Source organism: Bradyrhizobium sp. SK17, assembly GCF_002831585.1.
GTDB lineage: Bacteria > Pseudomonadota > Alphaproteobacteria > Rhizobiales > Xanthobacteraceae > Bradyrhizobium.
In genome coordinates, this window is sequence record NZ_CP025113.1 from 359,582 (window position 1) to 373,769 (window position 14,188).

Consider the following 14,188-nt stretch of genomic DNA (forward strand, 5'->3'; position numbering starts at 1 on the left):
GCGAGCGTCAGGTCCCCGTCGAATCGAAGGTGACATTGCCGCCGTCGAGCAGACCGAGGCCCGACACGCTGGTCGGATCGCTCTGCGCATTGACCCACAGGCCGCGCGTATCGATGGTCGCGCCCGCCTCCAGCGTCAGCGTCGCGCCCCCGGCCGCGTTGGTCAGCGCGATGGTGCCGGTTGAGGTGGTCAGCATGTTGCTGACCGTGACACTGCCGGAGCGCGCGGTGATGCCGGCGGCGATATCGACGGTCGGGGCGATCAGCTTGACCTGCGCGCCCGGCGCAAATTGCAGCGGCGCGTTGACGGCGATCTTGTTGGCGCTGTCGATGTTGACGCCGCCGAGGCCGAAGCTGTTGAGCGTCGGCGCGTCGAACCAGGCCGTGTTGGTGCGGTCGGCTGGCAGCGCGGTCGTCACGCCGAGATTGCCCGAGACCGGCGCGACGTTGCCGAACGTCACGTCGGTGGTGTAGGCGCCGGCGAGGCCGTAGCGGGTGTACTGCCCGAGCGCCAGCGTGCCGGCGAGCGGAACCGTGGTCTGCGTCAGTCTGTAGCCGTCGGTGACGCCGGCCGCACGCTTGGCGACCTGCTCCTCGCCATCGATCACATTGGCGAGGATCGTGCCTTCGAAGATCGAGGTCGGGGTCGAGAGGATGAGGCTGCCGGCATCGCGGCCCATCGTGTAGCCGTTCTCCCAGCGCGAGCTGCCCTTGCCGAACGGGCTGAGATAGACTTCGACAACGCCCCAATGCGCGTGATTGACGATGAAGCCGTTGGCCACCGCGACATAGGTGAGGTTGGCCGGCGCATTGTCGGCGCTGTAGATGCGGCCGTCGCTGCCGAGCAGCATCGTCTGCTGCACATAGCCGCCCTGGTACCGCACCGCGCCGCCGGAGATGTTGAAGGTCGAGCCGCGCTGCGCCACCACCTCCGGCGCCGACAGCGTGATGCTGCCGCCGACCGCGGTCCATTCGCCGATCCGGTGGCCGGTGTTGTTGAGATAGCCCGACACTTCGAGCAGGCCGCCCGCGGTGTAGTAGCGGTCGGTCGCATAGCCGCCGGTGCCGGCCGGCACCAGGGTGAGATCGCGGGCATCGATCCACATGTTGCTGTTGAGCAGCGTGCCGTTGTCGCGATTCTGCGGGCTGTCGCGTAGCTCGTTGCCCTGGACGTTGACCTTGATCGCATTGACCGACACCGGCAGTACGGTGCCGGTGGTGCCGGAGACGTCGATGACGGATCCATTCTCGGCGAACACGCGCTTGCCGGCGGAAGCAGACACCTGGCCGCCCTGCGCCATGGTCAGCGAGCCGTTCTTGAAGCCGATGGCGCCGCCGGTGACGATCTCGATCCGCGACTGATCGGGCCGATCGGGCAACGTCGAGAGGTTGTTGAACTGGCCGGTCGCCAGCAGATTGGGCCCGGCCGCGGCGATCAGCGCATCGCGCTGCGAATTGAACGCGGTCGCGTTCGGATCGATGCCGGACACCAGCGCCGAAGCCGCCGCGGTCTCCGGCAGGATCAGGCTGATGCCGTTACCGGTCAGCGTGACGCTGCCGGTCGTATCCAACGCCGAGTTCAGCAGATGGATGGTGCCGCGCTGATTGACCGAGGTGGTGGAGACGAGGATGCCGTCCTGGGTGACGGCGTGGCCGGCGAGCGTGATGTCGCCCTGCTGGGCCAGCACCAGGCCGGTGTTGGTGACGGTGCCGCTCGTGCTTCCGACACGCAGCAGCGGCGCGATCTCGTTGCCGCGCGTGGTCGAGTTCTGGTTGGCGTTGGTGCCGTAGCCGGCGCGCAGGATGAAATCGTCGCCGGCCGCGAACTGGGCCTGGCCCTTCGGCGTGGTGATCGCACCGGCATTGTCGACCTCGGTGCCCATCATCAGCACGAAGCCGCCGCCCGAGGTGACCGATGACGGCGCATTGGTGGTGATCAGTGCGCCGCTCTCGACCACGATCTTGCCGCCGGCGCCGGTGAAGCTCGGCAGATAGGCGTTGCCGCTCTGGGCCGAATAGAGACCATTATTGAGGAACTGGCTGTCGGTGATGCTGGCGGTCGAGGCGATCAGCGAGCCGACATTGATCTGGCTGGCGCCACCGAAGATGATGCCGTTCTGATTGATGACGAGCACCTGGCCGGGCGCGGTGATGCGGCCGAGGATCTGGCTCGGTCCAGTGTTGCCGACGACGCGGTTGAGCGCGGTCCAACTGCTGGCCTGCTGGTTGAAGTTGAGCGTGGTCTGGTTGCCGACGTTGAAGCTCTGCCAGTTGAGGATCGCCTGCGGCGCGGTCTGGTTGACGGTGACCGTGGTCTGGCCGCCGCTCGTGGTCTGGCTCGGCAGTGCCGCGCCCTGCCAGAGGCCCGAGCCGGGCACCGCACCCGGGGCGACCTGAAGCCCGCCTTGAGCAAGGCCGTTCGGCACCGCCATTTGCGGCAGCGTGGTCGATCGCTGCGAGGCTGCGGCCGCGCTGCGCGCGGCGGCCTGCACGGCCTGCAACGCCTGGATGGCCTGGGTCGCCCGGGTCAGCGCACCCTGGCTCTGCCTGGCGACTTCGATGGCCTGCTGCGAGGCCGCGGCGGCCGCATCGCTTGCGATCGTCGGCGCCGATGTGGTCGCGCCGAAATTGCCGAACGGCCGCGCGGATGCATCCTCGAGCCCGGCCAGCAGCAGCGCCAGCGTGCTGGTTCCGGCCAGCAGCATCGCGCGCGACACCAACGCGATCCGCGGCCGCGGCGCAAGCGGCATCACCCGACGCAAATCGAGGCGGGAACGACGGGTAACGCGCTGACGAGACGGCATGAGATGTCCCCTGGGAACAACGGACCGAAAGACGCGCAGATCGAACCTGCGCGGGAGCCCGTCACACGTCTTCACCATGTGCCGGGCATCTCGTCAGCAAGGACGCCATTTCTGTCGGCCAGACCGAACAAGAAAATCGCGAGCCGCACCACAATTCCCGACTTGCGGTGATGGGCGCCGTCACGCCGCGACCGGCATCAGCTCAGCAGCACGATGCCGCCGGGCAGACGTCGCGCCTTCGCTCCGAAGATCTGCTGGAACATGGTCAGGATGCTCTCGACATTGTCGATGCGGAACCGGCCGTTGACGAGACGGCGTTCCAGCTCCGCATTCGTCACCATGACCTTGCCGGACCGGTAACGATTGATCTCGGTCACGACATTGCCGAGCGGGGCGTCATGAAAGATCAGCATTCCGTCGCGCCAGGCGGCAACCTCGGTAGGGTCGACCGACATCGGCGCCGCAAGCCCAAGCGCCGCATAGCTGACCTGTTGCCCGGCGCGCAGCGTCGCGACGGAGCTGTGACGGGTGACGTGCACCTCGCCGTCCAGACATGTCACGCAAGTGTTGCGCTGCTCGTGGCGGACGTTGAACTGTGCCTGGCGCGCGCTCATCTCGCCGTCGCCGGCCACGACGCGCACCTCGCGTCGTCCCGATGCCTCCGCCGCGATCACCGCTTCGCCGGTCAGGATCTCGATGCGATCAAGGCTGGCGTCGCTCGACTGAACATTGACGCTGGTCCCGGTGTTCAGCGTCACCTTGACACCGCCGTCGATGGTGAGCCTGCGCTGTTCGCCGGCAGCCGTGCGATAATCCGCCATGACATCCTGCAGCGATGGCCAAAGCTGCAGCGGCGGCGAGACCACGAGGTAGGCGGCGGCCGACGTCGCAAGCGCGCCGCCAAGCACCATCCGGCGCGTCATGCGCGGCTGCGGCCTGACCTCGGCCAGGATGGAATCACCACGACGCTTCAGCAGGTTGTGGCCGGCGTGGCCGAGCTGATCCCACAGCAGGCTGGCCTGAGCCAGCGCCTCCGAATGGGCGCGGCTCTGGCTTCCCCAGTGCTTGGTCTCCTCGATGTCCCGCCTTGTCGCCCGACCGGAACCGAGCCGCTGGACGCGTGCCAGCGCCTCGCGCTCGATCGCGGTCAGCTCCTCGGACGGTTCGTCGGAATCTCTCATTGATCGGGCGTTTCTTTCAGCACCATTTCAATCCAGACGCGCGCAACACGCTGACACTCTCCTATCAAGACGTTTCCCGCGGCGCCGGACCGAACCGCCTTGTGAGTTTTTTACCAAATCGTTTAGCGCAATGCTCGAGCGCGGCCTTCAGCTCGAGCTCCACCAACCGCTGGGAAACCCCGAGACGATCGGCGATTTCCCGCAGCGGAATGCCCTCCAGGCGGGATGCGAGCAGGATCATGCGGCGCCGCGGCGTCAGTTCCTCGAGAGCCTGCTCCAGGCGCACGATCTGCTCACGCGATTCGACCTCCCGTTCCGGCCCGGGGCCGCATCGACGATCTCGAGCATCGGCTGCACCTCGAACCGCTTGATCCGGCGCGTCTCCTGGCGCTCCCGGCTGATCGCAAGGTTGAGCGCGCTGCGCAGCAGATAGCCGATCGGGCTGTCCACCACGCCCGGGCTGCTGCCCTTGTCGCGAAGGTGCAGCCACGTCTCGTGCAGCGTCTCCCGCGCCCGCTCGTCGCCGAGACGCCGCGCGAGGCGGCGGCGGAGCTCGTCATAGCGCTCGACGAGCACCTGCCGAAGCGTCGTCCAGGTGGTTTCCGTCATCGCGCAACCAATCCCGTCGGTCCCGGATCCCGGGCGCAATCCCCGGTTTCGGCAGGCGGGCGCGGCGAAACCGCCATCATGACCGGCTGCGGCATGTCCGGCGGGGGTGGCCGGCCGATCACGACCGAGCGCAACAGAGCCGCAATGGCCTGGTCCCGCGCGCGATCGTCGGTCGAACCAAGCAATTGGGGCTGCAACACTTCGCCGCCGTGGCCGATCCAGAACCTGAACTTGATCCGATAGCCACCCGGCGCGGTCAGTGACGAGCGGCAGAATGCCTCCTCAACGCGGCCCTGGACGGCCGCAAGATATGGCATGAAGCCGCGCATCGACGCTGCCTGCCGCGGAGCCGGCGCGGGCACGATCGTGAAGGCGTTGGTCGCGGCGTAGACCGCGACCAGGCCGGTATCCTCGAGCAGAAGCTGCAACGCCACGTCAGCCGCCATCGATCCCCTGACGGCCTGCGCGCGCCGTCCCTCGGCCAGGGTCGCGTCGTACACGACCTGGAGACCCGTAGCCGCGCTGTAGGCATCGAGCGCGGAGACCAGTGGCTGCGCAGCAATGTCGAAGTCGATCGGCGCGCGCGTCCGAGCTGATTCAAGGCTGTCGGCCATCGCTACCGTCTGGATGTTTCCGGCAACGAGAATGCCTATGACCAGGGCGAGAAAGCGCTGCCACATCCGATGATAATTCGAGCGCGGCCTGATCTTCCGACCCATTGAACGAAATGCATGAGGTGCCGCCCCTGATCCTCAGCCCGCTGAACAGCATGACCTGTTGGTGATCCAGCCGTTCGTCGAAACCCGCGGCAGCCGCAACATAGAAACAGATTATGACAATCTGCTAACAAAGGCGGTGATCGCACCGCCCACACGGGTTCGCATCGCGATCCGCTTACCTCAGACGCTGCGGATTTGCCCTTCGATCGCACTCGGCGCGCTGCGCACTGGCCGCACCTTCCGGCGCCGCAGCCGGCGCCAGCCGATCACGACGCCGCTGATCGAGACGATCGTGCCGACCGCCGACAGCAGCCAGACCACGACGTCGCGGGCCGGCCAGAAACTGAGCAGCAGCGGGAAATCCAGGCTGTGCAGCGCGTTGAACAGCCAGCGATAGGATCGACGGCTGTCGTCGCTGCGGTCGAGGATCTCGGCGGTGACCGGAGAGATGTGCAGCCAGGTTCGGGCGGGATCGTCGAAGGCGATGCGCAGCACCGGAAGCTCGCGCTCGTGGTGCAGCGTGTACCAATAGGCGTCCGGCTCGTCGAGCTGTCGCGCCGATATCAGCGATGCGCCGGGCATTGCGCGCCTTGCAGCCGCGATGATCTCATCGCGCGAGACCACCGCGGGCAAACCGGTCACGGGATCGGCGAGGCTGCGACGGCCATTGCTGTCGTCGAGCATCACCAGGGGACGGCCGCCGATCCAGACGTAGCGCGCTTCCACGGCCTGCGCGGATGGCGCGGCCCGGAAGCCGGCGACGATGTCGGGTGTATCGTGACCACTGTAGCCGGCCGCGATCTCACGCATCACGCCACGGCCGGAGAACGCGCCGCCGGGATTGAGCGACAGCCAGCCGCTGAACATCCAGGTGAACACGAAGACGCCGCCGATCAGGCCGGCGATGTGATGCCAGGCCATCCAGCCGCGATAGGGCGATATGGCGCCGCTGGCGTAACGGCGCCTCAGCCGCAGCCGGAGTATGCCGATCCAGAAGCCGGTGACGGCAACCACGAGGCACACGCCCGAGATCCACAGCACCACGTCGCGCCACAGCGGGCCGTCCTTGCGCAGCACCGTCGGATAGATCCAGTGCGGGATCGAGCCGAGCCAGTTCCAGACCCGTTCCTGCCGTGTGGTATCGAGCGCAATCTCGCCCGAGCGCGACGAGACATAGAGTTCGGTACCGGCGGCATCGCCAAGGCCGATCAGATAGAGCGGGCGCAGCGGGTCGAAGCGCGCGGTGACCGACCATTGATCGCGCGTCACGGTGTCGAGCAATTGCGGATGCACCGCATGCGGATGACGGGCGGCAATCGCCAACGCCTGATCCGGTGAAATGCGATCGACGACACCGCCATCGACTGCCGAAACCGTGACGGCGGCACCTTTCCAGCCGGCAATGCGATAGACCGGCGTGTCGTTCATCATCGAAAGCCGCAAGTCGCGCGGATAATGCTCCATTGCTGCGATCGCCATCGCACGATCCGGCGACACCTGCACCTTGCTCCAGGTGATGGCGGGGAGAGCGGACAAGCGCTCCGCGTCGGTGAGCCGCGGAAAGGCCACGTACATCATGACGAGGCCGGAGATGAACCACATCGCGAACAGCAGACACGTCGCAATGCCGATCCAGCGATGGACGACATAAAGCCATCGCCGCCCTCGCCGGATCAGAGCCTTGCGCATGGTCAGAACTTCACGTTGACGGACAGTTCGGCGGTGCGCGGCATGCCCAGCAGCCATTGTCCCGTGCCGTTGGAGGTCACCGCATAGACCTTGTCGAACAGATTGTAGACCCGGAACGCGACCGTGGTCCGATCATCCGGCTTCCACCTGATGCCGCCATTGACCACATTGTATCCGGGCCGCAACTGGGTGTTGGCAAGGTCCGAGTACATGGCACCGACGATCTGCACGCCGCCATAGACCGACCAATTGGGCGCAAAATCCCAGGTCAGCCAGACGTTGGAAACCTGCTGCGGCACGTTGACCGGCACATTGCCATTGTAGCTGACCACCTTGCCACCGACCACCTGGCTGTTGTTGTCGTATCTGGCGCGCAGCAGCGCAAGATTGGCATCGACGCGCCAGCCATCGTTCAGCGCCAGCCCGATCGATCCCTCGACCCCGCGGGAAGATTGCTGACCGATCTGCAACGCCAGGCCGGCGGTCGGATTGCTTGGATCGGGAATGGTCAGGCCGGTCTTGACGATCTCATAGCCCGCCAGCGTCCACTCGCCGCGTCCGCCCCAGAACGACTGCTTGACCCCGATCTCGGTCTGCTTGCCGGTCGCAAGCTGGAAGGTTTTCTGCGATGTCGTCAGCGAGATCAGGTTGGTGACCGGATCGACGCCGACCGCGTACTGACCGTAGAACGCGAGGTTCTTGATCGGCTCGTAGACCAACCCGGTGCGCCAGCTGGTGCCGGACAGCGAAACGCCAAAGCTGTTCGCCGGCGTCCTGTAGTCGGTGCGATCGATATCGGGGCGATCATATCTGACGCCAGTGACGAGCGACAATTGATCGGTCAGCGACAGACGATCCTCGGCGAACAGCGCGTACTGATTCACGATCGAGTTGAAGCCGGGCGCGGTCGGAGACGTCGTCGCGAAGAATGAACCGGGATCGAAGACGTAGGGATTGACCGACGATGTACCGCTATAGGGCGAGTTGTTGGTGTGGGTGAAGTCGATGTGGTTGACGTCGAACCCGGCAACAAACTGGTTCGCAAGCCCGAAGACGTGACCGTTGAAGGTCGCATCCATTCGGTTGCCGACCTGCTTCTGGTCGTGGAAGATTTCGATATAGTTGTTGCGGTCGAGCAGCTGGGTCTTGGGATTCCAGGTGTAGTTCTCGATATCACGCCAGTGCCGCTCGCTGGTCAGGTAATACAGGGTGTTGTTGATCTTGATGCCGTCGGCGACATCCCACTCGGTCTTGAACTGGGTCCAGCTGTCCTGATAGCGGATCGTGCTGTCGAGCGCGTTGTAGTTCTTGAAGCGTAGCGCATCCTGGATCGAGCCATTGATCAGCGGGGTGCCAAAGTAGCGTGACGGACTGCGGTCGCCGTAATCTTCGGAAAGCGTGAAGGCGAGACTTTCCGACACCTGCGCACGCACGGCAGCTGAGATCACCACATTCGATGTCTTGTCGCGATCGACCCAGCCGTCCGACATGTTGCCGGTGGCGTTGACCCGGTAGGACACATTGGGGCTGATCGGACCGGTGCTGTCCACCGACAGCCGTCGCGTCATGTTGCTGTCGAGCGAGACCTCGGCCGCGTTGTAAGGCGTGCTCTGCGGCTTCTTCGGAACGACGTTGATGACGCCGCCGATCGCGCCTTCGCCGTACAACACCGAGGCCGGCCCACGCAGCACCTCGATGCGATCCGTGGACCAGGTGTCGTAGGGAAACGTCAGCGTGCCGGAGCCGATATAGAAGCGTGTTCCGTCATAGAGCGTCATCACCGAGTTGCTGCCGGCAAAGCCGCGGTCGCTGAACGACAGCCCGCCATTGCCGGGCGCCGGCGTCGCGATGAAGCCGGCCGCATTCTGCGTGACGGCATCGAGCACATTATGCTGGCCGCGTTCCTGGATGGTCTGCGCCGTGATGATCTCCACGCTGGCCGGCGTCTGCAATGGCGTCAGATTGAGCCGGCTGCCGGTGGTTCCCGGCTTGGTGGCATTCAGCGTCGGCGATGGCGATCCCGATGTCGATGCAGACGATGCGGTCGCGGGCTGCGGCGCGCCGCCGGCCACCGCGGTCGTTGCACGGCGGGACCTCGGTCGCGATGTGGTTGCGGTATTGGCTGCTTGCGCAGCGGGTTTCGGCTTGGCCGCGGCCGAAGGCGAGACTTCGATCGGATCGAGTTTCGTTGCAGGAGCGGACTGCGCCAGCACCTCGGCCGGCAGCAGCAGCGACGACAATGAGCAGAACAAACCGAGGCGCAGCCCCAGCGCAACGGAAGACGATGACGACATCAAGGAAACTCGCGGTAACGAGGCACGTCACCGCGAACGCGGACTGGCGCATTGCTCAACGAGCAACGTTCCGATCCCACCAGGACGCCCCCGCCCGATGTGCTCGCGTGTGACCACGACTGACGGCAGGTCTCCTGGCTCACGGGTCATCGCCTGTCGACGCCTTCCCGGGCCTGACAGCCCAGTGGCAAATTGACGAAAGGCTCGCCGTTTACAGTTGCGGGGACAGCTGCGGCATTGGGGTTTCCCTCGCACCGCATTCCCTTTTGATCCCCGAAGGGAACCGTCGACAAACGATTAAGAGCTACTCATCGGGCTGTCAATTCGCTGTGATCACCGCACACATGCTTTGCGGACAAGCGTTGCTGCAACGTCACTATTGATTGCCGTCATTTCATGGTGCCTCGACGCAGCCGTCCATAGTCGCATCGATCTCGCCGCGCGACAGCGCGCCCATCTCGGCGATGAATACGATGCGCGTGCGCGGCACGCCGGCCGCCGGCGCACCGCCCGCGGCCAATGTCGCGCGCCCACCGGCCAGTTGAAATACCATCGGCCGGCCGGGCTGCTCGACCGTTTCGAACAACCCCTTCGCCCGCGCGAGCTTCGGCGCCAGCCTGCCGATCGCCTGCTGCAATCGCGGCAGGAGCACCCGCCGCTCCGAGGTCCAACTCAGTGTCTCGAACCGGTCCGCTGCCGGCCGTCTCGGCGTAATCTCTCGCAGCGCCGGCACATGATCGAGATCCGCCGGGAACAGCAACGCCGCCGGCACCTCGCCGTGCACGGCATCGACCACGACCGCCGCCGGACGCACGGCGCGGACGGCATCGCGGATCGCGGCGCACGCGGCTGCGTCGGCGAGATCAATCTTGCTCAGCGCGACGATGTCCGCCGCCCGCAATTGCGAACGCAGCAGCGCATCATCCAGCGCGGTCACCGGTTGCGTCGCGTCGACCACGCACAGCACCGTCTCCAGCGGCGCCTCCTTCCAGATCACCGGATCCATCAGATTGCGCACGATGTCGGCGGGATCGGCGATCCCGCTGGTTTCGATCACGATGAACTCGGGACGCGGATCACGCCGCAGCAGGGTTGCGAGCGTGCGCAGCAGGTCGCCTTCCAGCGTGCAGCAGATGCAGCCATTGCTCAGGCTGACCACGCCATCGCTGGCGCCGGCGATCAACTCAGCGTCGATGTTGATCGCGCCGAAGTCGTTGACCACAGCCGCGATGCGCCGGCCTTGCGCATGCGCCAGCAGATGGTTGACGACCGTGGTCTTGCCCGCCCCGAGGAAGCCCGCGACCAGCAGGATCGGGACCGGCACGTCAGGCCCCGGTGACGGGCCGGCGCACCGGCCGGCCGGGACGTGCCGCGACATCGAGCACGCCATCCTTGATCAGCGGCTGGCCGCTGACCACGAGGTGCCGTACGCCTTCCGCCGGGCGATTCATGGCGGAGAAGGTCGCGCGATCGCTCAGCGTCTCGTAGTCGAACACCACGACGTCGGCATCGGCGCCCGCCTGCAGCCGGCCCTTGGCGCGCATCGCCGGCGTGCTCGCCGACAGGATCTCGGCCGGGATCAGCGCGCATTTGCGGATGCCTTCGAGCAGCGACACCTTCTTGCGCTCGCGCACCCATTCGCGGATGAAGCGGGTGAAGCACCCCGCCGAACGCGGATGCGAGGTGGCGTCGTCCGGCAGCGGCCAGGCATCGCCGGTGTAGGGGCGGCCATCCGACAGCGTCCACGGCATCGCGTCGGAGGCGATCGCGCCGCCCGGATACAGCACCGCCATGTCGAGCAGGTCGCGATGATGCGAGTTGTTCTCGATGTCGAGCACATGCCACAGCACCAGCGTGGAGGGCTCCGCGGCCTGCGCCGCCAGCAGCTCCTCGCGGCTGCCGAAGCGATGACCGTCGGTGACGCGCTGCACCGAATCGTAGCCGAGGCCGTTGCGCTCCTCGAACTTTGGATCGCTGAAGAAGGTCGCCGCCAGCACCGTCGAGCCGGTGCCATAGGGATAGGCCTCGACCGTGATCGGCAGGCCCTGCGCCTGTGCCTTCGCGATCAGCGCGACGCAGCGTTCGATGTCGGTCTTGCTCGACGAGTTGAAGTGGCAGATGTGCATATGAGCGCCGGTGGCGCCGGCATAGCCGATCAGGCGGATATAAGCCTCTGCCGCGCTTTCGGGGTCGATCCGCGACATGTAGGCGACGTGGGTGAAGGTCGGCACCGCGTGATTGGCGGCGAGCTGGCATACCGCGGTCAGTTCCTGGACGCCGGCACCGGGCGCATAGGCGTTGAGGATGCCGATGCCGATGCCGCCCTCGTTCAAGCCGTTGGCGAGACGTTCGAGAATGCCGCCAACTTCGCCCTCCGTCGCCACATTGTCGATCCAGCGGCGGTCGCGCATCGCGCTGCCGAACGATTCCAGCGAGCTCTCCGAATTGGAGCCGGTCATCGCGCCGATCCGGGCGAACGCCCAGTTGGCCGCGGCGCCGTAATTCAGCACCCGCCCCTTCTCGGCCTGCCGCTTGTACCAGGATGCGACGGGCAACACGCCGGCTTCGAGGTCGAGCGATGTCGTGACCCCGTCGAAGGCCTGCATGCGATCGGCCGGGATGGTCTGGCCATGCGCGTGCAGGTCGATGAAGCCGGGCGCCACCACGAGCCCGGTCGCGTCGATCTGCCGCTCGGCGCCGCCAAGCCCGGTGCCAACAGCCGCGATCTTGCCGTCGACAATCGCGACGTCGCCGACCGCGTCCATCCCGCTGGCCGGATCCACCACCCGGCCGCCGCTGATCACCAGACCACCCATCTCGCCATTCTCCGCATGTCCAAAATGAAGCCTCGACCGACGGCCCCATCAACGCTTACGACCGGCGCCATCCGGCGCCAACAGCCAAAATTGCATCGCTCTTATCGCAGCAACCCGGCAAGGATCGTCGCGACATGTTGTAGCGCAGCATCCTTCGCGCGGCGCCGGTGCCAGGCCAGATGCAGGGAAAATCCTGCCGCTTTGATCGGCGGCGGAAATGAGACCAACCCGCTGAAATCGGCGACCACCCGCGAGGGAAGCATCGCGATCATGTTGGAGCCGCGCAGCAGGCTTGGCACCATCTGAAAGGTCGGGACCACGAGCCCGATCCGCCGCGACAAATGCCGGCTCGCGAGCTCGGCATCGAGCGGCGAGCGGTTGTCACCACGGCCGGAGACGAGAACATGAGGATAGGCAAGCCATGTCTTGAGATTGAACGCCTTCGCAGCCGGATGCCGCGCCCGCATCGCCACGACGTAGTGCTCGACCATGACCTCCTGGCGATGGAGGTCGTCTTCGGCCGGCGGAAACACCGAAACGGCGAGGTCGCTGCTGCCGTCGATCAACGCCACGCGCGCGGCGTCGGCGCCATGCCAGGGCTGGATCACCAGATCGATCCCGGGAGCCGAGCGTTGCAATTCCTGCTGCAACGGCGGGACGACGAGCAGGGCGGGGTAATCCGTCATGGAGATGCGCAAGACCTGGCGAATGTCGGCGAGCCGCACCTGCGGCGGATCGACCAGTTCGGTCAGACCCGCGAGCAGCGATTTCAACGGCGCGCGCAACGTCTCGGCCTTCGGCGTCAGATACATCGTACCCCGGCCGCGCTCGAGCAGATCGTCGCGGAACAGCTCGCGGCAGCGTTGCAGGGCCGCCGACGTCGCCGGTTGCGACAGCCCGAGCCGGTCGGCAGCGCGGCTGACATGGGCCTCGTCCAGCAAGGCGTCCAGGATCACGAGAAGGTTGAGGTCGAGCGACCGTAAATTCATAGAACAGATAATACAGTAGATTTATTATCGATTGGAGTAATTTATGGGCCTGCCGCATGCTCGCTCCATCAACGCACAGGAGCCGACCACATGACCAAGACCCTCATTCTCGTCTTTCACCGCGATCTCTCGCAATCCAAGGCCAATGCCGCGCTGGCGGCCGCCGCGGCCAGCCTGCCCGGTGTCGAGGTCGTCGACATGCAGGCACTGTATCCCGGCGACATCGACATGTTCCGGGACGGTGAGCGCGAAGCCACCCGGCTGCTCGCCGCCGACCGCATCGTGCTGCAGTTTCCGATCCAGTGGTACTCCACCCCGGCGCTGCTGAAGGCATGGCAGGACGCGGTCCTGACGCGGATGTTCTACGTCGCCTATGAGACGGAGGGCCGGTTGCTCGAAGGAACCCCGCTGATGGTGGCGGCGACCGCCGGCAACGTGCACGACGCCTATCGCACCGGCGGCCGCAACATGTTTCCGATGATGGACTTGCTTGCGCCGCTGCGCGCCACGGCGCATCGCTGCGGGCTGCCGTGGTCCGACCCCTTCATCATGTACGAATCGGACCGGCTTTCACAGCAGGCGCTCGAAGCCGCAACCGCAGACTATGTCACCAAGCTCGAAGACTGGATCGCATCCACGCCGGCTCCCCTCAAGCAGGCGGCATAGGCCGGCTGCTCAAGCCCGGCAGCGCGCCGCGGCGGCAATCCTCTCCAGAGATCGTCGCCGGGTCTCGCCCGGCCTGCGACCATCCTTGGCGGCGTTCGGTCTTTCGCGATCGCCGCCTCGAACGCACGCCGCAGCCGGGGATTGTCGATCTGCGCCTCGAAGCCCCGCAGCACCGCCTCAGCCTGTATGTGGCGTCCGGAGATCGCGTGGCACAGCTCCGCGGTCGTCCTGCGGAAGAAGCTGAATGAGACGTCGGCGGCGCCACTCAACCGATCGAGTTCGCCGGCCACCGCCAGCACGTGCATCCGGTCGGCGTCATCGAGCGTCACCGCGAAGCGCAGGACGGCGAGTTGCCAGGCGCAGAGCAGCCTGCCCTGCGGTTCGGTCGCTCCTGCACTGCGCATCAATCGAACACCCCACGC

At 66.0% G+C, this 14,188-nt stretch carries 11 protein-coding genes and 1 riboswitch; of the genes, 1 reads left to right on the top strand and 10 read right to left on the bottom strand.

Going from position 1 to position 14,188, the window contains the following annotated elements; translation table 11 throughout:
- Positions 1–7: 7 nt before the first annotated feature.
- The 9 genes from CWS35_RS01685 to CWS35_RS01725 form a co-directional block, all read right to left on the bottom strand.
- Positions 8–2,803 carry a filamentous hemagglutinin N-terminal domain-containing protein gene (locus CWS35_RS01685; protein WP_157817057.1) on the bottom strand — a complete coding sequence of 932 codons (2,796 nt, stop codon included), beginning with the start codon at positions 2,801–2,803 and terminating at the stop codon, positions 8–10.
- A 197-nt stretch (positions 2,804–3,000) separates the two neighbouring features.
- Positions 3,001–3,984, bottom strand: coding sequence for a FecR family protein (locus CWS35_RS01690; RefSeq protein WP_024584699.1), 984 nt, complete (start codon positions 3,982–3,984; stop codon positions 3,001–3,003).
- Positions 3,985–4,048: 64 nt separating this feature from the next.
- Positions 4,049–4,474: a sigma-70 family RNA polymerase sigma factor gene (locus tag CWS35_RS01695; protein ID WP_245438836.1), complete on the bottom strand. Its 426-nt coding sequence runs from the start codon at positions 4,472–4,474 to the stop codon at positions 4,049–4,051.
- 115 nt (positions 4,475–4,589) lie between these two features.
- A complete protein-coding gene (locus CWS35_RS01700; RefSeq protein ID WP_157817058.1) occupies positions 4,590–5,207 on the bottom strand; it encodes an STN domain-containing protein in 618 nt (205 codons plus the stop codon).
- A gap of 285 nt (positions 5,208–5,492) precedes the next feature.
- Positions 5,493–7,001, bottom strand: coding sequence for a PepSY domain-containing protein (locus CWS35_RS01705; protein WP_100950439.1), 1,509 nt, complete (start codon positions 6,999–7,001; stop codon positions 5,493–5,495).
- A 2-nt stretch (positions 7,002–7,003) separates the two neighbouring features.
- Complete coding sequence (locus CWS35_RS01710) at positions 7,004–9,295, bottom strand: TonB-dependent siderophore receptor (protein WP_100950441.1); 2,292 nt, start codon at positions 9,293–9,295, stop codon at positions 7,004–7,006.
- Positions 9,296–9,401: 106 nt separating this feature from the next.
- Positions 9,402–9,598: riboswitch (cobalamin riboswitch) on the bottom strand.
- 91 nt (positions 9,599–9,689) lie between these two features.
- On the bottom strand, positions 9,690–10,619 hold the full coding sequence (locus CWS35_RS01715; protein ID WP_100955945.1) for a GTP-binding protein: 930 nt from the start codon (positions 10,617–10,619) through the stop codon (positions 9,690–9,692).
- A 1-nt stretch (position 10,620) separates the two neighbouring features.
- Entirely contained in the window at positions 10,621–12,111 is a 1,491-nt protein-coding gene (locus CWS35_RS01720; protein WP_100950443.1) for an amidohydrolase family protein, read from the bottom strand.
- Between the two features lie 101 nt (positions 12,112–12,212).
- The gene (locus CWS35_RS01725) at positions 12,213–13,100 is read right to left on the bottom strand and encodes a LysR substrate-binding domain-containing protein (RefSeq protein ID WP_100950445.1); all 888 of its coding nucleotides are present in this window, start codon (positions 13,098–13,100) and stop codon (positions 12,213–12,215) included.
- Between the two features lie 90 nt (positions 13,101–13,190).
- On the opposite strand from CWS35_RS01725, the gene CWS35_RS01730 reads away from it, so the two are divergent.
- Positions 13,191–13,766, top strand: a complete 576-nt coding sequence (locus CWS35_RS01730; protein WP_100950447.1) for an NAD(P)H-dependent oxidoreductase — start codon at positions 13,191–13,193, stop codon at positions 13,764–13,766.
- Here CWS35_RS01730 and CWS35_RS01735 read toward each other — a convergent pair.
- On the bottom strand, positions 13,703–14,170 hold the full coding sequence (locus CWS35_RS01735; protein ID WP_245438837.1) for a hypothetical protein: 468 nt from the start codon (positions 14,168–14,170) through the stop codon (positions 13,703–13,705). The two genes, CWS35_RS01730 and CWS35_RS01735, sit on opposite strands and share 64 nt — an antisense overlap.
- Between the last annotated feature and the right edge of the window lie 18 nt (positions 14,171–14,188).